Annotated in this window: 17 protein-coding genes; 10 read left to right on the top strand and 7 right to left on the bottom strand. The window is 70.1% G+C overall.

Annotation, left to right across the window (positions count from 1 at the left end):
• Window positions 1–84 precede the first annotated feature (84 nt).
• The 4 genes from O9280_RS14750 (at window position 85) to O9280_RS14735 (ending at window position 6,350) form a co-directional block, all read left to right on the top strand.
• Window positions 85–2,688 (top strand): bifunctional aspartate kinase/diaminopimelate decarboxylase, encoded by a 2,604-nt coding sequence (locus tag O9280_RS14750; protein ID WP_298344418.1) that lies wholly within the window; start codon window positions 85–87, stop codon window positions 2,686–2,688.
• Entirely contained in the window at window positions 2,685–4,100 is a 1,416-nt protein-coding gene (gene murL / locus O9280_RS14745; RefSeq protein WP_298344415.1) for a UDP-N-acetyl-alpha-D-muramoyl-L-alanyl-L-glutamate epimerase, read from the top strand. The genes O9280_RS14750 and murL overlap by 4 nt, the downstream gene beginning before the upstream one ends.
• Window positions 4,081–5,469, top strand: a complete 1,389-nt coding sequence (gene murD, locus O9280_RS14740; protein ID WP_298344412.1) for a UDP-N-acetylmuramoyl-L-alanine--D-glutamate ligase — start codon at window positions 4,081–4,083, stop codon at window positions 5,467–5,469. Before murL ends, murD begins: the two co-directional genes overlap by 20 nt.
• A 77-nt stretch (window positions 5,470–5,546) precedes the next feature.
• Entirely contained in the window at window positions 5,547–6,350 is an 804-nt protein-coding gene (locus O9280_RS14735) for a dienelactone hydrolase family protein (protein ID WP_298344409.1), read from the top strand.
• 21 nt (window positions 6,351–6,371) lie between these two features.
• On the opposite strand, the gene O9280_RS14730 is transcribed toward O9280_RS14735, so the two are convergent.
• Complete coding sequence (locus tag O9280_RS14730; RefSeq protein ID WP_298344407.1) at window positions 6,372–7,376, bottom strand: polyprenyl synthetase family protein; 1,005 nt, start codon at window positions 7,374–7,376, stop codon at window positions 6,372–6,374.
• Between the two features lie 132 nt (window positions 7,377–7,508).
• On the opposite strand from O9280_RS14730, the gene ssb reads away from it, so the two are divergent.
• Window positions 7,509–8,084, top strand: coding sequence for a single-stranded DNA-binding protein (ssb, locus tag O9280_RS14725; protein WP_298344404.1), 576 nt, complete (start codon window positions 7,509–7,511; stop codon window positions 8,082–8,084).
• Here the strand turns inward: ssb and O9280_RS14720 are convergent.
• Complete coding sequence (locus O9280_RS14720) at window positions 8,006–8,449, bottom strand: hypothetical protein (protein ID WP_298344401.1); 444 nt, start codon at window positions 8,447–8,449, stop codon at window positions 8,006–8,008. The genes ssb and O9280_RS14720 overlap by 79 nt on opposite strands.
• Window positions 8,450–8,801: 352 nt before the next feature.
• On the opposite strand from O9280_RS14720, the gene O9280_RS14715 reads away from it, so the two are divergent.
• From O9280_RS14715 to O9280_RS14705, 3 genes are all read left to right on the top strand, one after another.
• The gene (locus tag O9280_RS14715) at window positions 8,802–10,034 is read left to right on the top strand and encodes an alpha/beta fold hydrolase (protein ID WP_298344398.1); all 1,233 of its coding nucleotides are present in this window, start codon (window positions 8,802–8,804) and stop codon (window positions 10,032–10,034) included.
• Entirely contained in the window at window positions 10,019–10,177 is a 159-nt protein-coding gene (locus O9280_RS14710) for a hypothetical protein (RefSeq protein WP_298344395.1), read from the top strand. Before O9280_RS14715 ends, O9280_RS14710 begins: the two co-directional genes overlap by 16 nt.
• A 166-nt stretch (window positions 10,178–10,343) precedes the next feature.
• Window positions 10,344–12,359 (top strand): S9 family peptidase, encoded by a 2,016-nt coding sequence (locus O9280_RS14705; RefSeq protein WP_298344391.1) that lies wholly within the window; start codon window positions 10,344–10,346, stop codon window positions 12,357–12,359.
• A gap of 95 nt (window positions 12,360–12,454) precedes the next feature.
• Here the strand turns inward: O9280_RS14705 and O9280_RS14700 are convergent, their stop codons facing one another.
• Complete coding sequence (locus O9280_RS14700; RefSeq protein ID WP_298344388.1) at window positions 12,455–14,176, bottom strand: peptide MFS transporter; 1,722 nt, start codon at window positions 14,174–14,176, stop codon at window positions 12,455–12,457.
• On the opposite strand from O9280_RS14700, the gene O9280_RS14695 reads away from it, so the two are divergent.
• Both O9280_RS14695 and O9280_RS14690 read left to right on the top strand, forming a co-directional pair.
• The gene (locus tag O9280_RS14695; protein ID WP_298344385.1) at window positions 14,128–16,197 is read left to right on the top strand and encodes a S9 family peptidase; all 2,070 of its coding nucleotides are present in this window, start codon (window positions 14,128–14,130) and stop codon (window positions 16,195–16,197) included. The two genes, O9280_RS14700 and O9280_RS14695, sit on opposite strands and share 49 nt — an antisense overlap.
• Before the next feature lies 1 nt (window position 16,198).
• Entirely contained in the window at window positions 16,199–16,957 is a 759-nt protein-coding gene (locus tag O9280_RS14690) for a helix-turn-helix domain-containing protein (protein ID WP_297866205.1), read from the top strand.
• A gap of 9 nt (window positions 16,958–16,966) precedes the next feature.
• Here the strand turns inward: O9280_RS14690 and O9280_RS14685 are convergent, their stop codons facing one another.
• The 4 genes from O9280_RS14685 to O9280_RS14670 are packed head-to-tail and all read right to left on the bottom strand — an operon-like array spanning window position 16,967 to window position 20,795.
• Window positions 16,967–17,677 carry a sulfite exporter TauE/SafE family protein gene (locus O9280_RS14685; protein WP_298344382.1) on the bottom strand — a complete coding sequence of 237 codons (711 nt, stop codon included), beginning with the start codon at window positions 17,675–17,677 and terminating at the stop codon, window positions 16,967–16,969.
• A complete protein-coding gene (ccoS, locus tag O9280_RS14680; protein ID WP_298344378.1) occupies window positions 17,667–17,861 on the bottom strand; it encodes a cbb3-type cytochrome oxidase assembly protein CcoS in 195 nt (64 codons plus the stop codon). The genes O9280_RS14685 and ccoS overlap by 11 nt, the downstream gene beginning before the upstream one ends.
• Entirely contained in the window at window positions 17,858–20,296 is a 2,439-nt protein-coding gene (locus O9280_RS14675) for a heavy metal translocating P-type ATPase (protein ID WP_298344375.1), read from the bottom strand. Before O9280_RS14675 ends, ccoS begins: the two co-directional genes overlap by 4 nt.
• Entirely contained in the window at window positions 20,283–20,795 is a 513-nt protein-coding gene (locus O9280_RS14670) for a FixH family protein (protein WP_298344373.1), read from the bottom strand. The genes O9280_RS14675 and O9280_RS14670 overlap by 14 nt, the downstream gene beginning before the upstream one ends.
• Between the last annotated feature and the right edge of the window lie 84 nt (window positions 20,796–20,879).

Genomic DNA, 20,879 nt, shown 5'->3' with positions numbered 1-20,879 from the left:
CCGCCTCTCGAGGCGGCATTCCTTTTTCCCGAAGCCCCAGAACCCACGGCCCTGTGAGGTGCCAACCCCGATGAGCGTGCCCCGATGAGTAGCCCTGTCCCCGCGTTCGCCAATGACTGGATCGTCCTGAAGTTCGGGGGCACCAGCGTGTCGAAAAAATCGCGCTGGGACACGATCGGGAAACTCATGCGCCGCCGCGCGGAGGAGGACGGCGCGCGCGTACTGGTGGTGGTTTCGGCCCTCTCGGGCGTGACGAATGCGCTGCAGGCCATGATCGATGGGCATCAGGACATGCCCGGCCTTCATGCCCAGGCGGAAGCTCTCATCGCGCGCCATGCCGCGTTCGCCGCCGAACTCGGCGTCGACGTCGAGGCGTGCTTGGGTGCGCGCTTCGCCGCCTTGCGCGCCTTGGCGTCCGACCCGCGTGCCGCGTCGGCCGAGCTGGCGTGGCAGGCCGAGGTACTGGCCCAGGGCGAGCTGCTCAGTTCGACGCTCGGCGTGGCCTACCTGCGCACGCAAGGCATGGTGTTGGAATGGTGGGACGCGCGCGATTCGATGCGCGCCATCGAGCAGCCCAACGCCAGCGCATGGGCGCAGCGCCTGTCGGTGTCCTGCGACTTCATGGACCCGGTGGCACGGGAGCGGCTGATGGCGAAGCCCGAACGTTTCGCGATCACGCAGGGCTTCATCGCCCGCCATCGCGACGGCGGCACGGCGATTCTTGGTCGCGGGGGGTCGGATACGTCGGCCGCCTACTTCGGCGCCCTGCTGAAGGCGCGTCGCGTCGAGATCTGGACCGACGTGCCCGGCATGTTCAGCGCCAACCCGCGCCAGGTGCCGGACGCGCGCCTGCTCTCGCGGTTGGACTTCGCCGAAGCGCAGGAGATCGCGACGACTGGCGCCAAGGTGCTGCACCCGCGCTGCCTGACGCCCTGCCGCGAGGCGGGCGTGCCGATGTGGATCCGCGACACCGAGAACCCCGACCTCGCCGGCACCGTCATTGACGGGCAGGCGGCGACGGTGGCCGGGGTCAAGGCGATCAGCGCGCGGCGCGGCATCGTGCTGGTGTCGATGGAGACCATCGGCATGTGGCAGCAGGTGGGCTTCCTCGCGGAGGTCTTCGGCTGCTTCAAGTCGCACGGCCTGTCGGTGGACCTGATCGGTTCCTCGGAGACCAACGTCACCGTGTCGTTGGACCCGAGCGACAACCTGGTCAGCACCAACGTGCTCGAAGCGCTGTGCCGCGACCTCGAGCGCATCTGCCGGGTCAAGGTGATCGCGCCGTGCTCGGCGATCACGCTGGTCGGCCGCGGCATGCGCTCGCGCCTGCACCGGCTCACCGAGGTGCTGGCCACCTTCGGCCGGGAGCGCGTGCACCTGATCTCGCAGAGCTCGAACGACCTCAACCTCACCTTCGTCGTCGACGAGGCGATCGCGGAAGGCCTGCTGCCGACGCTGCATGGCCTGCTCATCGCTTCCAACGCGATGCCGGTGGACGAGACGGCGGTGTTTGGCCCGAGCTGGCGCGAGCTGGGTGCGCCGCGCACGCCGCGCGCCACGTGGTGGCAGGCCGACCGTGCCCGCTTGATCGCGCTCGCGGAACGCGCTGCGCCCGTCTACGCCTACCACCTGCCGACCGTGCGCGAGCGCGCCCGCCAGCTGAAGGCCCTGACCGCGGTGGACCGCGCGCATTACGCGCTGAAGGCCAACCCGCACCCCGTCATTCTGAAGGCGCTGGAGGCCGAGGGCCTCGGCTTCGAGTGCGTGTCGCTGGCCGAGGTGGAACACGTGCTGGCGACGCTGCCCGGCCTCGATCCGAAGCGCGTGCTGTTCACGCCGAGCTTCGCGCCGCGCGTCGAGTTCGAGAAGGCGTTCGATCTCGGCGTGCACGTGACGCTCGACAACGCCGCGCTGCTCGCTGAGTGGCCCGAGGTGTTCCGCGGCCGCGAGCTCACGCTGCGCGTCGATCCGGGCTTCGGCTCGGGCCACCACGACAAGGTGAAGACCGGCGGCAAGGAAGCGAAGTTTGGCCTGCCGCTGGACGACGCGCCCGCCGCCGCCGCCGCCGCGAAGGCGCTCGGCGCGCGCCTCACCGGCCTGCATTCGCACATCGGCAGCGGGATCTTCGACGCCAACCACTGGCGCGAGGTGTACGCGCGGCTGGCCTCGGTGGCCGACGCCATCGGCACCGTCGAACGCATCGACGTGGGCGGTGGCATCGGCATCCCCTACCAGCCGGAGAGCGAGCCCTTCGACATGGCGGCCTTCGGCGCGATGCTGGCCGAGATGAAGTCGGTGTATCCGCAGTACGCGCTGTGGATCGAGCCCGGCCGCTTCCTCGTCGCCGAGGCCGGCGTGCTGCTGGCCCGCGTCACATCGACCATGCACAAGCAGGGCGTGCGACGCGTGGGCCTGGATGCCGGCATGAACGCCCTGCTGCGCCCGGCGCTCTACAACGCCTGGCACGGCATCGTGAACCTCACGCGCTTCGACGATCCGCCGGGTGAGCCCGCCGAGGTCGTGGGCCCCATCTGCGAAACCGGCGACGTGCTGGGCCGCCGCCGTCGCCTGCCCGATGCCACGGCCGAAGGCGACGTGGTGCTGCTCGCCGACGCCGGCGCCTACGGCATGGTGATGGCCAGCCGCTACAACCTGCGTGCACTGCCCGCCGAGGAGATCCTGGAATGAGCTGGACCTTCGATCGCGCGGCCATCCGCGCCTTCCGCTTCACCTCGAAACGCTTCGACCCGGCCACGGGCGAAATCGCGCTGGGCTACGCCTTCGTCAACCACGACGGCGCGACCAGCGCCGAACTGGTGGAGCGCATCACCGTCCCCGGCGCCCCGTTCACCGCGGTGCAGCCCGGTTCGGCGGATTTCGACGCAGCGAAAGCGGCGGCGGTCGACGCCGCGCTTCGCCTGCTGCACTTCGTCGCCGGCGTCAGCTACTACAAGGCCGCCGCACCGTCGGTGATCGAATGCGCCGACGGGCCGGTCGACGAGGCCACGGCGGGCTTCGTCGCCAGCGTCTACGAGAACGGCCTCGGCGAATTTGCCTACCGCAACGGTCTCGACCTGCGCGGGCACCTCGCTTGGCCGCGGGGCGGTGCGGCACGGCCCGTCGCGGCAACGCTGGGCCTCGAAGCCCCCGGCGCTTTCGGTCGCCGCGCTCTCGTGGCCATCGGCGGCGGCAAGGATTCGCTGGTCTCGATCGAAGCGCTGCGTGCGCTGGGCGCTTCGCCCACCGTCACCTGGATCGGCAGCTCGCCGTTGATCCGCGCCTGCGCCGAACGCACCGGTCTGCCCACGCTCAACATCACCCGCGCGCTGGCCCCCGAGCTGTTCGCCTTCAATCGCGAGGGCGCATTGAACGGCCACATCCCGGTGACGGCGGTGAACTCGGCGATCCTCGTGCTTTCCGCCCTGCTCACTGGCCACGGCAGCGTGGTGTTCTCCAACGAGCACTCGGCGAGCTACGGCAGCCTGATCCCGGGCACCGGCGAGGTGAACCACCAGTGGTCGAAGGGCTGGGACTTCGAGCGCGATTTCGCCGCGCTCGTCCGCGCGCAGGTCGCGGCGGATTTCGACTACGTCTCGCTGTTGCGGCCGTTCTCGGAGCTGGCCGTGGCGCGGCAGTTCGCGCGCCTCGAGCACTACGACGCGCATTTCTCCAGCTGCAACCGCAACTTCCACCTGCTCGGCGAAAAGCCCACGCAGCGCTGGTGCGGCGCCTGCCCGAAGTGCCATTTCGTCTTCCTCGCTCTGGCGCCCTTCATGCCCAAGCCGCGCCTGCTCGGCATCTTCGGCCGCAACTTTCTGGACGATGCGGGGCTGGCCGCCGAGTACGACGCCCTGCTCGAGATCGAAGGCCACAAGCCCTTCGAATGCGTGGGCGAGGGCCGCGAATCGCGTGCGGCCATGGCCGCGCTGGCGGCCAGCCCGGCGTGGCGCGAGGACGCCCTCGTGGCGCGTTTCGCCGCATCGCAGCAGCCGGCCCTCGATCCGGCTACCCTGCGCCTCGAACCACTGCTCAGCCCCCAGGGCGAGCACGGGCTGGGGACGGCACGGATGGAGGCGCTGGGTGCGCATTTCGGAGCTTGACGGCAAGAAAGTCGCGATCTGGGGCTACGGCCGCGAAGGCCGCGCCGCGCTGGCGGCGCTGCGCTGGCGCCTGCCGGGCCGGCCGCTGACGGTCTTCTGCAAAGACGACGAGGTCGCCGACCTGCAGGCGCAGGAAGACCCGACCCTCGTCATCCGCACCGAGGTCGATTCCGTCGCGCTCTCGGCCTTCGACGTGGTCATCAAGTCGCCGGGCATCAGCGCGTATTCGTCGCCGAAGATCGATGCCGAACTCCACGGCGCGCGCTTCACGAGCGGCACGGCGATCTGGTTCGCTGAAAACGCCGGTGCCCACAGCGTCTGCGTCACCGGCACCAAGGGCAAGAGCACGGTCACCGCGCTGATCGCCTTCCTGCTTCGCGCGGCGGGCGAGCGCACCGCGCTGGCCGGGAACATCGGTCTGCCCCTCCTTGAATTGCTCGACGTGCAGCCGCCCCCGGATGCCTGGGCCATTGAACTGTCGAGCTACCAGACCGCCGATGCCCTGCGCCCCGCCGTGGCCGTGGTGCTCAACCTGTTCCCCGAACACCTCGACTGGCACGGTTCCGAGGCGCGCTATTTCGCCGACAAACTGAAGCTCGTCACCGAGGCGCAGCCCGGCATCACCCTGCTCAACGCGTCCGATGCCCGATTGTGCGATGTCGGCACGGCGCTCGCTGCCCGCGGGCAACGGGTGCAGTGGTTCAACACTGACGACGGTTGGCATGTGCGTGATCGCTGGATCATGCGCGGTGGCCGGGCCGTGATCGACGTGAAGTTCCTGCCGCTGCCGGGCCGCCACAACTGGGTGAACCTCTGCGCGGCCATGGCCGCCGTCGAGGCGCTGGGCATCGACCCCGTGCCGCTCGCCGAACGCGTCGCCGATTTCCAGCCGCTGCCGCACCGCCTGCAGCGCATCGGGGAGAAGGACGGGCTGGTCTACGTCAACGATTCGATCAGCACCACGCCGATGGCTTCGATCGCGGCGCTTGACTGGTACCCGGGCAAGGGCACGGCCATCCTGGTCGGCGGCTACGACCGCGGGCTGGATTGGGGCGTGTTCGCCGAGCGCGTCGCTGCGGATGCCCCGGGCGCGATCATCACCATGGGCCAGAACGGCCCGGCGATCTTCGAGCGCCTGAAGGCCATCGCCACCGCCGCCAAGTTCGTGATGCGCGAGTCGACCTCGATGGAGGAAGCGGTGCGCTACGCGCAGGAGGTACTGGGCACCAAGGGCACGGTGCTGCTCTCGCCCGGCGCCCCGAGTTTCCCGCGCTATCGCGACTACGCCGAACGCGGCAAGCACTTCGCCCAAGCGGCGGGTTTCGACGGCGCCCAGATCAGCGCGATCCCCGGGCTCGGCGTGCGCTGAAATCCCAGCACGTCGCGGTCACGACACGGCCGGGGCATCGGCCTACACTCAGGCGCTCGTCTTCCGGAGCCTTCGCCATGCGCCTCGTCCCGCGTCTTGCCGCCCTCGCCGTGGCCACGGCAGCCGCCTTCGCCTCGATCGCTTCCGCCGCGCCGACCACGAGGCCGGTCAGCTGGACCGTGGGCGAAACGACCTTCGACGGTGTGCTCGTCTACGACGACGCCAACGCCGCGCCGCGTCCCGGCCTGCTGATGGTGCCCAACTGGTACGGCGTCACCGATTCGGCGGTCGAGAAGGCGAGGACGGTCGCTGGCGACGATTACGTGGTGCTGCTGGTCGACATGTACGGCCGCGGCGTGCGTCCGGCCAACCCGCAGGAGGCCGGTCAGGCCGCCGGCGCCGTGTACGCGGACCGCGCGCAGATGCGCGAACGCATCAACACCGCGCTGGCCACGCTGCGCGCCACCGAGGGCGCACCGCTGGCGAAGGACGACATCGGCGCGATCGGCTTCTGCTTCGGCGGCGCGACGGTGATCGAACTCGCCCGCAGCGGTGCGGAACTCGCTGGCGTCGCCAGCTTCCATGGTTCGCTCGGCACCAGCGCGCCCGCGATCGCCGGCGCGGTGAAGACGCCGCTGCTGGTCATGAACGGCGCCGACGACGCGTTCGTGAAGCCCGAGGAAATCGACGGCTTCGAGAAGGAGATGCGCGACGCCGGGGCCGACTGGCAGTTCGTCAACTTCGGTGGCGCCGTGCACTGCTTCGCCGAGCCCGACGAGGACGGCAGCGTCATCCCGGGCTGCAAGTACCACGAGCCGAGCTACCGCCGCTCGATGGCGATGATGCGCGGCTTCTTCGATGAGCGCTTCGCCGCGGAGTAAGGCATTCCTCTCCGGCGCGCCTCAGTGGGCGCGCTGGAGTGCGTACTGCGCCAGGCCGGCCAGCGCGGCCTTCGCCTCGGAATCCGGCAGCGCGGCGAGGGCGTCGATCGCCGAATCCGCGTACTTCTGCGCGGCGGCGCGGCTGTAGTCGAGGCTGCCACAGGCCTCGATCGCGGCCAGCACTTCCGGGAAGCCGTCGGCGTCACCGTCGAGGACGATCTGCTTCAATCGGGCCTGGATGTCCGGCGCGCTGTGCGCCATGGCGTGGATCAGCGGCAGCGTCGCCTTGCCCTCGGCGAGGTCGTCGCCCAAGTTCTTGCCGAGCGTGGCCGCGTCGCCGGCGTAGTCGAGCACGTCATCGGCGATCTGGAAGGCGTAGCCCAGCGCCATGCCGTAGTCGAACAGCGCCTTCTCCCCGGCGGCGCCGAGGCCCGCGAGATGCCCGCCAAGCTGGGTGGCGGCAGCGAAGAGCACGGCCGTCTTGCGCTCGATCACGCGCAGGTAGGCGGCCTCGTCGGTGTCCGGGTTTCGCACGTGAAGCAGCTGCAGCACCTCGCCCTCGGCGATCCGGTTGGTGGTGTCGGCCAGCACTTTCTGGATCGTCATCGATTCCAGCTCGACCATCAGCTGGAAGGCGCGCGAATAGAGGAAATCACCGACCAGGACGCTGGCGGCATTGCCGAAGGCGGCATTGGCCGTCGCCCGGCCGCGGCGCAGGTCGGATTCGTCGACCACGTCGTCGTGCAGCAGGGTGGCGGTGTGGATGAACTCGACCACCGCCGCGAGCTGGTGGTGGGCGTCGCCGCGGTAGCCGGCCGCGCGGGCCGCTAGCACGGTGAGCATCGGGCGCAGGCGCTTGCCGCCCGCGCCGATGATGTATTCGGCTACCTGGTTGACCAGCACCACTTCGGAGGCGAGCCGCCGGCGGATCAGGGCGTCGACGGCAGCCATGTCGCTCGCGGCCAGAGCCTGGACGGCGGGGAAGGGCAGGGCGGGCGCGGGTGCGGAGTCGACGGCGGCGTGCATGCTGGAATTATAGGCCGCCGCCCCCTCGTGAAGACGTGTTCCGACCCTCGCACGAGGGGTCGGCCGACCCCGGGCGGGTGGGGGCTGTCATACTCTGTGGCCTGTTTCGACATTCAGCGGCCGGAGGACCCCATGGCGCGCGGTATCAACAAAGTCATTCTCGTTGGCAACCTCGGCAACGACCCGGAAGTGCGCTACAGCCAGAGCGGCTCGGCGCTGACGACCATCAGCGTGGCCACGTCCGAGAGCTGGAAGGACAAGGACGGCAACATGCAGGAACGCACCGAGTGGCATCGGGTGAAGTTCTTCGGCCGTCTGGCGGAAATCGCCGGCGAGTACCTGAAGAAGGGCCGTCAGGTGTACATCGAGGGCCGCCTGCGCACCGAGAAGTACACGGACAAGGCGGGCGTCGAGAAGTACAGCACCGACATCATTGCCGATGAAATGCAGATGCTCGGCGGCAACCCGGGCATGGGCGGCGAAGGCGGCGGTGAGCGCGCCGAGCGTCCGGCCCGTTCGGGCGGCGGTGGCGGCTACGGCGGTGGTGGCGGTCGCGGTGCAGGCGGCGGCGGTGGCGGCTACGGCGGTGCGCGTGGTGGCAGCGGTGGCGGTTCGGGTGGCGGCGGCGGTTACGGCAACCGCGGTGGCGGCAGCGCGCCGCCGGCCCAGAGCAACGACCCGTTCCCGGACGACGACATCCCCTTCTGATCCGGCCGTCCGCGGGGCTTGCGCGCTAGGGGGCGCTGGATAGACTTCGCCTTCCCCCACCCCCCACGGACGTTGCCATGAATGGACTCCGACGGGCCGCTTTCGCGGCCCTGTTGCTTTTTGCCCCCCTCCACGTTGCGGCGCAGGGCGATCCCGCCCTGGCGGCCCCGGCCCCGCTGCCTGCCGACGTTGCCGGTCTCGTCGCCCATCTCGTCCGCGACGAGAAGTTCATCGACATCGCGCTCTCGCCGACCGGCGAGTACTTCGCCGCCACGGCCGCGCGCGACAAGCAGACCTTCCTCGTCATCGGCACGCTGGCGGAGCGCAAGGTGCTCGCCCACCTGTCCGGTGGTGAGGAAGCCCATGTGCTGGATTTCTGGTGGGTGAGCGACACCAGGATCGTCGCCTCGATGGGCGAGAGCATTGGCTCCCTCGAGGCGCCGCGCGATTACGGCGAGCTCTGGGTGCTGAGCGCGGTCGAAGGGGCGGAGCCAAGGCTGATCGCCGGTTGGCGCGGTGCCGAGAACACGATGGTTTCCCGCGCGGCGGCGCGCAACACGGACCACAGCCGCTGGGTGTACCTGGCCGACCCGCTGCGCAACGATGATGAGACTGTCCTGGTCTCGGTTGTGAGCATGCAGTCGCGTGGCGAGGGCTTCGCTACCGCGGAACTGATGGATCTCACCTCCGGCCGCCGCCGCGTCGTCGCGCGCGCCCGTGCCGCGCGCCGACTTCCTCGCCGACCATTCGGGCGAGGTGCGGTTCGCCACCGGCCAGAACAGCCAGAACGACACGATCACCTACTACCGCAGGGACGCGAAGAGCGACTGGCAACTGGTCAACGACCAGGGCACGAGCGGCGTCTGGATCGAACCGATCGGGTTCTCGAAGGACAACGCGGTGGCCTACGTGCTGTCGAGCCGCGAGGAGGGCCCCGACGCCATCGAGCGGCTCGACCTCGCGACCCTGGAGCGCACCGAGGTGTTGCGGGATCCCCGTGTCGACCCCAGCCGGATCATCTACGACCCCGCCACGGACGAGCCGATCGGTGCGGTGTTCATGGATGGCAGGCCGAAGTCGGTGTTTTTCGACCCGGCCTCACCGCAGGCCCGCACGCAGCGCAGCCTGGAAGCGGCCTTTCCCGGACAGTCGGTGCAGCTGCGCAGCGCCAGCGCCGACGGCAACCAGCAGCTGGTGATCGTCACCAGCGACCGCAACCCGGGCGACTTCTACCACTTCGACCGGGCGAAGCGTTCGGCGGACCTCTGGGGCAGCCGCGCCGACTGGGTGATGCCCGACCAGATGGCCGAAACCAGGCCGGTCGAGTTGAAGGCCCGCGACGGATTGCCGCTGCATGGCTACCTCACCGTCCCGCCCGGCCGGGACGCCAAGGGCCTGCCGCTGGTCGTGCTGCCGCATGGTGGGCCGCACCAGGTGCGTGACACCTGGTCTTTCGACCTGGAGCGCCAGTTGCTCGCCGCCCGCGGCTACGCCGTGCTGCAGGTGAACTTCCGTGGCTCCGGCGGTTACGGCGGCGCGTTCGAGTCGGCGGGCTACCGCGAGTGGGGGGGTGCTATCCAGGATGACATCACCGACGCCACCCGCTGGGCGATCGAGCAGGGCATCGCCGATCCCAAGCGAATCTGCCTGTACGGCGCGAGCTTCGGCGGCTACGCGGCGTTGATGGGCGTCGCGCGCGAACCGTCGCTCTACGCTTGCGCCGCCGGCAACGTCGGCGTCTACGATCTCGACATGATGTACGGCCGAGGCGACATCCAAGCCCGCCGCTGGGGCGAGAACTACCTGAAGCTCGTGGTCGGCGAGGAAGGGCTCGACGCCCGCTCGCCGGCCAAGCTCGCCGCATCGATCCGGGTGCCGGTGTTCCTCGCGGCGGGCAGGAGGACGAGCGCACCCCGCCGGAACAGACGCGCGCGATGGAGCGCGCGCTGAAGGCCGCGGGTGTGCCGGTCGAAGCGCACTACTACGACGGCGAAGGCCACGGCTACTTCCTGTTGCCGAACCGCCGCGACTACTACACGAAGCTTCTGGCCTTCCTCGGCCGCCATCTCGATGGCGACCAAGCGGCCCGCTGAGGGCTTCGCCGGGGCCGGGCTTCACGCTCTGCCCGGCGGATCCGCCCGGTTGGGCGGTGGATGGGCGTCGCAGGGCTTGTCGTCGACACCGCCCTGTCGCGCCTCTGGTAAGGTTTCGCGCATTCGCCCGCAGGGCGTTCAACCATCATCTGGGGAGATCATGGCAATGGGTTCCAATCGTCTTCTGTTCCTGGCTTCGATGGCGCTCTCGGGCGCCTTGCAGGCGTCCGACGCGCCGACGACTGTTCCGCTCGAGGACTTCAATCGGCACGCCGAGTACACGGCTGTGCGCATTTCGCCCAACGGCGAGTATCTCGCCGCCACGGCGCCGATCGGCGATCGCGACGTGCTGGTGGTTCTGGACATGAAGGACCTGAAGCCCATCAAGGTCCACCAGCTGCCGGACAACAAGAGCATCGCCGGCTTCTTCTGGGCCGGGCCTGATCGCCTGATGTTCACGGCGACGCGCAAGTTCGGCCAGTTCGCCCAGCCCGGCGGTACGGGCGAGTGGTATGCGGTCGACGCCAACGGGGAGCGACCGCGCGTGCTCGTCACTTACGAGGGGACGACGACCAGCGGTTCGACGAGCTTCTCGCAGAGAGTCAGCCCGGTCTCGGCCCTGCGCGAGGACGCCTCGCGCGTGCTGGTCCAGGTGACCACGGGCACCGGTAGCGAGGAGGGCGACCGGGCCGAGCTCATGGAGATGGACACCTTCACGGGCCGCATGAAGCGACTGGCGCGCGCACCCGCGCGCAACTGCGATTTCGTGCTCGATGCCGATGACAAGCCGGCCTTCGCGAACTGCGCCGACAACAAGGACCGCGACAGCTTCACGGAAGGCCATGGCCAAGTCTATCGCCGCGCCGACGGCGATTGGACCAAGATCTTCGACTCCCGCGAGACGGCGGGCCGCCTGCGTGTCTCGCACGTCGACCCCGACGGCACGGTGTATGCCGTGCAGCACGACAACGCCAAGCCCAACGTCATGGGCCGCCTGGACCCGCAGACCGGTGCGTTCTCACCGCTCGATAGCGACCCCCGCGTCGACATGCTGGGCGAAGTGATCGCGGCGGACGGCAAGACCCTCATCGGCGTGACCCGCATGCCCGGCAAGCCGGAAGTGCGTTACATCCGCGAAGAGCATCCGGACGCCCAGCTGCTTGCCCAGCTTTCGGCAGCCTTCCCCGGGCAGTACGTCAGCCTCGGCGGCGCGACCCTCGATGGCAACAAGATGGTTGTTTCGGTCCAGAGCGACCGGAATCCCGGCGAGTTCTACCTGTACGACAAGTCCACCAAGCAGGCGCGTTACCTGGTGAGCACGCGCCGCTGGATCGATCCCGAGCTGATGTCGGAGATGCGTCCCTTCACGATGACGGCGCGCGATGGCGTGACGCTTTCGGGTTACCTGACGGTCCCGAAGGGCCGTGAGCTCAAGGGCCTGCCGATGATCGTCAACCCGCATGGCGGCCCGCACGGCCCGCGCGACATGTGGGGCTTCAATCCCGAGGTGCAGCTGTTCGCCAACCGCGGCTACCTCGTGTTGCAGGTCGATTTCCGCGGGTCAGGCGGCTACGGTAAGGCCTTCGAGCAGATGGGCTACGGCGAATGGGGCGGCACGATGCAGGACGACGTCACCGACGCGACGCAGTGGGCCATTGCCCAGGGCTACGCGGATCCGGAGCGAATCTGCATCTACGGCGCCAGCTACGGTGCCTATGCGGCGCTGATGGGGGCGGTGCGCGAGCCCGACCTGTACCGTTGCACGGTCGGCTACGTCGGCGTCTATGACCTGCGCTTGATGTACTCCGAGGGCGACATCCGCGAGTCCGATACCGGCGGCAACTACCTGGAAAGCGTGATCGGCAAGGACCGCAGCAAGCTCGACGAGCGCTCGCCGGCGGCGCGAGCCAGCGAGATCAAGATCCCGGTGTTCCTCGCCGCGGGCGGCCGCGATCGCCGCACGCCGCCGGAGCAGACGGACGCGATGGAAGCCGCGCTCATCGCCGCGGGCAATGCACCGCGGGAGAACATCCTCGAGCCGAAGGAAGGCCACGGCTTCTATGAGGTGCCTGCCCGCAACAACATCTACTCGAAGATGCTGGCCTTCTTCGGGGAGCACATTGGCGGCACGGTCACGGTGGGCGAGTCGCGCACCGAGTCGGCGTCGGGCGGTTCGGACTGATTGGGCTTGTGGCTGCCGGTCACGGCAGCCCCAAGGATCACGGGAAGGGCGCGACTCCGGTCGCGCCCTTCGTCGTTCATGGGGCCGCGTGGGGATCAGTCCGCGCGCAGCAGGCGGTTCAACAGCGGCGTCGCAATGAACATCGCCAGGCCTGCCCCGAGCCCGATCCACATCATCTGGGTGAAGAACGGCGCGTAGACGGCCAGGGCCTCGGCGGCGGAGATCACGCCGTCAGGCCCGGGCGCCACTTCGGCCATCGTGCCGAGGCGGCCAGCGATCATTTCGCCGAAGGCCGAGAACAGGAACCACGCGCCCATCATGGTGCTGACCACGCGCGGGATCGACAGCGAGGTGACCGCCGCGAGTCCGATCGGACTCAGCGCCATTTCGCCGAGCACCAGCACCGCGTAGGCGAGGATCAGCCACCAGAGGCTGACGAGGCCGTCGCTGCCGGGGTTCGCCGCCGCGAAGGCCAGCACGCCGAACGAGCCGCCGCAGAACACCAGCGCCCAGGCGAACTTCGCCGCATAGCCCGGATTGATGCCCGCGCGGTCGAGGCGGGGCCACAGCCATGCGAAGAGGGGCGTCATCGCGATGACGCAGAACGCGCCGATCGCCGTGGTCTGGCCGGCCGTCCATTCGATGCCGAAGGTGCTGCGGTCCATGGCTCGCTCGGCCAGCGTCACCCACGGGCCATAGCTCTGCTCGTAGAGGCCCCAGAACAAGGCGCTTACGGTGGTGAGCACCAGCAGCAGGATCATCTTTCCGCGTGCGACACGGTCGATCCCCGAAAACATCAGCGCAATGAACCAACCGTACAAAACGGTGCCCGCCACGACGGCGACGAGTTCAGTCAGCGTCACCTGGTGGCCGCCCAGCAGGGCGTTCAAGGGCGCGAAATCGATGCGCGTCTGCAGGATCTGCCAGACCGCGACCACGCCGGCCAGCGCGCCGAGATAGATCAGCCACTCGCGGCTGAGGCCACCCAACGCCCGCTCGCGCAGCAGGGCCGGGTCGGCCGGTTCGGCCTGGCCCCGCAGATGTGGCTGGCCGAGCAAGAAGATCACCAGCCCCACGGCCATCATCAGGCCGCCCAGCGCGAAGCCGTAGCTCCAGCTGATGTTCTCGCCGACGTAGCCGACGATGAAGGAGGCGAGCAAGGCGCCGATATTGATGCCCATGTAGAAGATCGAGAAGCCGGAGTCGCGGCGAGGATCGTTCTCCGCGTAGAGCCGCCCGACGATCGTCGAGATGTTCGGCTTCAGGAAGCCCACGCCCATCGCGATCAGGGCCAGCGAGGCGTACATCACCTGCACGGCGGTCTCGTCGCGCGTGCCGCCGTCGATCGGGGTGCCGATCCACGCCATCCCGAATTGCCCGAGCACGAGCAGCACGCCGCCGAAGACGACCGCCTTGCGCATGCCGAGGTAGCGGTCGGCCAACATGCCGCCCAGCAAGGGCAGGGCGTAGGCGAGCCCGGCGTAGGTGCCCATCAGCAGGTAGCCGTCGGCGTCGGAGAAGCCGTGGTGCTTGATGAGGTACAGCACGAGGATGGCCTTCATGCCGTAGAACGCGAAGCGTTCCCACATCTCGGTCAGGAAGCAGACGTAGAGGCCTTTGGGGTGGCCAAGGAACTCGGCCGGCGCGGCGGTGGTGGTCAAGCGGCGTTCCTGCGGTGGTGGCCGGGGTGTGAAGCCCGAGTGTACGGGGCGTGATGGCTCAAGGGGCGCGTTATCCTTGGCCCCTCGTCCCGGAGACCGAACCGCCCATGCGCCTGTCCGTCCTTGCTCTGTCGCTGGCCCTCGCGGGGCCGGCACTCGCCGCCGAGCCCGCCGCCACCGCCAATCCGCGCGGCTTCACGGCGAAAGACCTCGTGATGCTCGACCGCGTGTCGGCCCCGCAGTTCTCGCCGGACGGCGATCGCATCCTCTATGCGTTGCGCGAGACGAACTGGGAAGCGGACCGCGGCGTGGGCTCGCTGTGGGTGACGGATGCTTCGGGCGGCCCTGGTACGCGCCTGACGCCGGCGGACCTCCCCGCCTCGGCCGGTGCGTGGTCGCCGGATGGCGCTTTCGTCTATTTCCTCAGCGCGAAGTCCGGCTCGATGCAGGTCTGGCGCGTGCCGGCCGCCGGCGGTGATGCCGCGCAGGTGACGGCCTATCCCTTGGACGTCGGCAGCTTCCGCCTCGCGCCGGACGGCAAGGCCATCGCCCTCGCGTTCGAGGTGTTCGCCGATTGTGGAACGCTCGCCTGCACAGCGGAGCGCCACGCCACCAACGCCAATGACAAGCGCACCGGCGTGCAGTACGACCGGATCTTCGTGCGCCATTGGGACACCTGGAAGGACGGCACGCGCTCGCAGGTGTTCCTGGCCCCGATCGGCGCGGACGGCAAGGCCGCAGGCGAGCCGCGCCTGCTGACCACGGGCATCGACGGCGACGTGCCGGGCAAGCCCTTCGGCGACCAGTCCGACTACGTGTTCTCGCCGGACGGTTCGACGCTCGTGTTCAGCGTGCGCATCGCCGGCATGAGCGAGCCGTGGTCGACCAACTTCGACCTCTTCGAAGTACCGGTGGACGGCAGCGCCGCGCCGAAGAACCTCACCGACGCCAACGACGCGACGGACACCAACCCGGTGTTCTCGGCGGACGGCAAGACGTTGTTCTGGCGAGCGATGAAGCGCCCGGGCTTCGAGGCCGACCGCTTCGGCCTGATGGCGCTGGACCGCGCCACCGGCGCCACCCGCGAGATCGCCGCCGACTGGGACCGCAGTTTCGACATGCTTGTTCCCGGCGACGACGGCCGCACGATGTACACGGCCACGCTCGACACTGGCACGCACCCGGTCTTCGAGGTGAACCTTGCCAGCGGCGCGGTGCGCAAGGTGGTGCAGGGCGGCAACATCGGTGCCTTCGACATCGACGGCGACCGCATCGTCTTCACCCGCGACAGCATCGCGCAGCCGGCCGACCTCTACCTCGGCGCGATCCGCGCGCGCATCGCCGAGCGTCGCTTGACCACCTACAACGCCGATGCACTCAGTGGCGTGCGCATGGGCGAGTACGAGCAGTTCAGCTTCAAGGGCTGGAACGACGCCACGGTGCACGGCTACGTCATCAAGCCGTGGAACGCCGAGCCCGGCAAGAAGGCGCCGGTGGCCTTCCTGATCCACGGCGGCCCGCAGGGCAGCTTCCACAACCAGTGGCACTACCGCTGGAACGCGCAGACCTATGCCGGCATGGGCTTCGCGGTGGTGATGATCGATTTCCACGGCAGCACCGGCTATGGCCAGGCCTTCACCGATGCCATCTCGGAGGACTGGGGCGGCAAGCCGCTGGTCGATCTGCAGAAGGGCTGGGCGGCCGCGCTCGAGAAGTACGACTTCCTCGACGGCGAGCGCGCCTGCGCGCTGGGCGGCAGCTACGGCGGCTACATGGTCAACTGGATCGCCGGCAACTGGAACGAGCCGTGGGACTGCTTCGTGAGCCACGCCGGCGTGTTCGACCTGCGCTCGATGGCCTACTCGACGGAAGAGCTGTGGTTCACCGAGTGGGAGAACGGCGGCGTGCCGTGGGAGAACGCCGCCGCCATGGAGAAGCACAACCCGGTGAACTTCGTGCAGAACTGGCGCGTGCCGATGCTCGTCATCCACGGGCAGAAGGACTATCGCGTTCTCGTCGAACAAGGCCTCGCGACCTTTGGTGCGCTGCAGCGTCGCGGAGTCGAATCGGAACTGCTCTACTTCCCGGACGAGAACCACTGGATCCTGCGGCCGCATAACAGCGTGCAGTGGCATGAGTCGGTGAACGCCTGGCTGCAGGAGCACACGGGGCGCTGACATGAGCTTGATCGAACTGAAGGCCCTCGCCGGCCAGCGCAGCTGCGATGAGTGCGTGCTGCACCCGATGTGCAAGCCGGCGCTGGTCGGCATCGAGGACATCGAGCGCCTGTCCGGCGCGGTGCTGGCGCGGCGCCCGATGGGCAAGGATGCCGTGCTGTTCCGCGCGGGCGAACCGATGCGCTCGGTGTTCGTCGCCCAGAGCGGCGGCTTCAAGACCGTGGCCATCAACGAGGCCGGCGACGAGCAGGTGATCGGCTTCTATTTCCCCGGCGAGCTGATCGGCCTCGAAGGGCTGCGCGACGGCCGCTTCAGTACCGACGCCGTGGCCCTCGAATCCGCGCAGGTCTGCGAGGTGCCGCTGCCGGCGCTGGAGCGCGTGGCCACCCAGCGTCTTGAGTTCCAGCGGCAGATGATGAAGGCCTTGGGCGAGGGTATGGCCCGCCACCAGGACCACCTCGAGCTGCTGGGTCGCAAGCAGGCGCAGGAGCGGTTGGCGATGTTCCTGCACGGTCTGTGCGAGCGGCAGCAGCGGCTCGGCCGCGATCCCTCGCGCCTGCACCTGCCGATGAGCCGCTCCGACATCGGCAGTTACCTGAGCCTCGTGATCGAGACCGTCAGTCGCGGCCTGTCGAAGCTGCAGGACGAGGGCGTGATTTCGGTGAAGGGCCGACAGCTGGAAGTGCTCGAGCCGGAGCGCCTCGCGAGCATCGCGCACGGCGAAGAAGGCGACGGAGAGCGCTGCGCCGGCCGTCGCTGAGCGCGGCGATCAGCCGGCGAGGCTGCGGCAGCCCAGCGCCGCAAGCGCCGAGTGCAGCATTGGTAGCGAGACCAGCCAGGGCGCGGCGAGCGTCAACACGCCGCTGCTGCCGATGGCGATCGCGCCGATCGTCCGCCAGCGGGGTGTGTCGAGCCCGAGCCGCGCGCCGCTCCAGCCGAGGCTCGTCATCAGCGGCAGCGTGCCGAGGCCGAAGGCCCCCATCAGCAGGGCGCCGTGGAGCGCATCCGCTTCCAGCCACGCGGCGGTGAGCACGGTCGCCGAGAAGCCGCAGGGCAGCCAGCCCCAGAGCAGGCCCAGCAACCAGGGCCGCAGCGGCCCGTCGCCGGGCAGGCGCGCGCGCAGCGGAGCCAGCCAGCGCCAGATCGGCAGGGCCGGCAAAGCCGCGGCGAAACGCGGGCGCGCGATGCGCACCGCCGCCCACAGCAGCACCAGGCCGACGCCGGTGCGCAGGGCGGTGGCGAGGCCTTCGATGGCGAGCACGCCGAGCAGTCCACCGCCGATGCCGCCGACGAGCGCACCGGCCGCGGCATAGCCCAGGACGCGCCCGACGTTCGTTGCGGCGGCGCGATAGGCGGCGCCGGAGGCGGGGCCCGCGCTGCCGAGACCGACGGCGATGCCGCCGCACATTGCGCCGCAGTGTGCGCTGCCGAGCAGGCCCGTGAGCAGCGCCGCGCCGAGCACCAGCAGGTCAATCGGCATCGCGAGGGGCGTCCGCTGGAGGTTTCGCGGGACAGGGCGGCGGGGCGCGCTCGTCGCCGAGGATGTCGAGCGAGGGCGTGTCGAGGTCTTCGAACTGCCCGCTTTGAACGGCCCAGGCGAACACCGCCAGCGCCAAGCCGACCAGCAGCAGCGAGATCGGCACCAGGAACAGCAGTACGTTCATGGCGTATCGCCCTCGAGGCCGCGGCCGATGCGCCAGGCGTTCGCAGTGACGGCCAGCGACGACAGCGCCATGCCCAGTGCCGCCAGCCCGGGCCCGACAATGCCGAGGGCGGCCAAGGGCAACATCAGCGCGTTGTAGGCGATGGCCCAGACGATGTTCTGGCGGACGATCGCTTGCGTCTGGCCGGCCAGTCGCATGGCGTAACGCAAGGGCGTCAGGCGCGAACCCAACAGCACGAGGTCGGCCTGGCGCTGCGCCAGCGAGGCGCCACTCGCCATGGCCGCCGACACGTCCGCTGCGGCGAGCACGGCGGCATCGTTGACGCCGTCGCCCACCATCAGCACGCGGTGCCCCTCGGACTGCAGCACGCGCAGCGCGGCGAGCTTGCCCTCCGGCGACAGGCGGGATTGACGATGGGCGGCGTCGATGCCCAGCCGTTCGCCGAGCGCGGCCACGCGCGCGCCGGCATCGCCACTGAGGATGCGCGGTGCCATCCCGTCCCGGGCCAGGGCCGCGACCGTGGCCGCGGCATCGTCGCGGGGCGCGTCATCGACGTCGAAGCGGGCTTCCAGCCTGCCCTCGCGCGACAGCCAGAGTCCGCCGTCATCCGCGGCGTCCGCGCCAGCGGTGGCGTCGACGAAGCGCCGGCGACCAAGGCGCCAAAGGGCACCGTCGATGCGGCCTTCCACCCCTTCGCCGGGGTGCAGGACGGCGCCGCTCGCGGATCGACCTGCGGGCGCCTCGCCGAAGGCCTTGGCCAGCGGATGCGCGACGCCGAGTTCGAGGCAGGCGGCGATGCCGCGGAGGCTCTCGGCATCGCGCCCGGCGAGTGGTTGGATGTCGAGCAGCTGCGGTTCGCCGCGGGTGAGGGTGCCGGTCTTGTCGAAGGCGACGCGATCGATGCTCGCGAGGCGCGGCAGCGCGTCCGGCCCCAGCGCGAGCACGCCGCGGGCCAGCAGCCGCGATTGCGCGCGGGCGATGGCGGCCGGCACGGCCAAGGCCAGCGCGCAGGGGCAGGTGGCGACCAGCACGGCGAGCGTCGCGGGAAAGGCGTTCGCCGGTTCGATGAACCACCACGCGATCGCGACCAGCGCCGAGAGCACGAGCGTGGCCGCCACGACACGCCGCGCGATGGCTTCCGCCCAGCCGGCCATGGCCGGCCGCTGCTCGCGAGCCTGCGCGACCTGTCGAGCGACCTGCGACATCGCGGTGGCCGCGCCGACGGCCGTGGCCTGCAGGCGCAGCGTGCCGGCGTGCACGTGGCTGCCAGCCAGCACTGCCTCGCCGTGGCGACGGCGGAGCGGCGTCGATTCGCCGGTGAGCAGGGCCTCGTCGACCCAGGCGTCGTCGCCGACGACCGTGCCATCGCAGGGCAGGGCATGCCCGGTGCCGACCTGCACGAGGTCACCGACCACCAGTTCACGGGCCGGAACCGCTTCGAGCCGGTCGTCGCGAAGGCGCCAGGCCATCGCGGGCTGCGCGCCGGCGATGGCATCCAGCCGCGCGGTGTTGGCATCGCGCAAACGGGCTTCAAGGAAACGCGCCGCCAGCAGGAACAGCACGAACATCACCGCGGCGTCGAACCACACCTGCGGGCCGCCGCGCAGGGTTTCGAACAAGGAGCCGGTCCAGGCCAGGAGGATGCCGCCGCCGATCAGGGTGTCCATGCCCGGCAGTCGCATGCGCCACTCGGACCACATGCCGCGGAGGAAGGGGGCGCCGGCGATGAAGACCACCGGGGCGGAAACGGCGGCCGTCACCCAGCGGAAGGCGTCGCGCGTGGCCTCCGGCATCTGGCCCGCGGTGTCGAGGTAGAGCGCTTCGGAAAACATCATCGCCTGCAGCGTGCCGAGCCCGGCGATGCCCAGCGCGATCAGTTGGCGACGGCGTTCGCGGCGTTGTTCGGCGTCGCGCGCCGGCGAGGCGAGCAGGGCCGGTCGATAGCCAAGCCGCCCGACCCGCTGCAGCAGGGCCGAGAGCGGCGTCCGCGCCGGGTCCCAACGAAGGTGGAGGCGCCCATCGACGGCGTTGGCCCGAACGTTGAGCACGCCGGGGGCCTGCCGCAGGGCCTTGTCGACCAGCCAGGCGCAGGCGGCGCAGTGCATGCCGCCCAAGGCGAGCCGGATGGCCCGGCCACCGTCCGCTGCTTCCGAATGGGCCTCGAGCATCTCGGCGCGGTCCCAGTCGCCGTAGTCGTCGGCCGCCTCGACCCGTGGGCCGGGTGCGCTGCGCCAGCGGTAGTAGTCGCCGAAGCCTTCCGAGGCGATCCACGCCGCGGCGCCGGCGCAGCCCTGGCAGCAGTAGGCGTGCTCGACGCCATCGACGGCGGCGTGGACGACACGGGTGGCCGTTTCGCCGCAGTGGGCGCAGGCCATCGCCGACGCGGCGGCAGCGGCGTCGCGCCTCACCGCGGCCTGGCCGTCAGCCGGGGCCATCGCCGGTGCCGAGGTTCGCGGGTTCGTCGCTCGCCACGGCGGGAGCGAGATCGATGCTGCGGGCGCCGCGCGGCCAGCGCGCGACCAGCCGCCATGCGCCGTCGGCCGGGGCCAGCGACACCCGCCAGCCCACGTTCGGGTCGAAGGCCGGCGCCTGCCAAGCGCCATCGGCCGGGGCCAGCGCGAGCGCGACGTCCTGCGCGGCGTCCAGCGGATGCTCGAGCTGCAGGCGGAGATCCGACCCGTCGTCGAGGCCGGGCACCACCACCCGCACCTGCGCCCCGTCGAGCGATAGCCGCCCGCCCAAGTCGAGCCGTCGCGCCGCGGCGTCGGCGGCGAGGTCGACCTGCTGCACCTGGGCGGTGCGGCGGACCGGATCCCCCACCGTGTCGAGGCCACCCCGCCCGATGATGGCCAGCGTGGCGACGCCCGCGGCCAGCGTGGCCACGGGCAGGCCGATGAGCACCAGCAGCACGGGATTTTTCGCTTTCAGGGGCATGGCGGGCACAAGGAAGGCCCGTGGAACCGGGCAGGAACAGGGCCAGTGTGGCCGAGGCCGCCCCGGCCGTGTTTGCGTTCGATC

This window comes from Silanimonas sp. (genome assembly GCF_027531545.1).
In the GTDB taxonomy this organism is placed as follows: Bacteria; Pseudomonadota; Gammaproteobacteria; order Xanthomonadales; family Xanthomonadaceae; genus Silanimonas.
The sequence above is the reverse complement of the archived record's forward strand: the minus strand, read 5'-3'. Positions and strand labels throughout refer to the sequence as shown.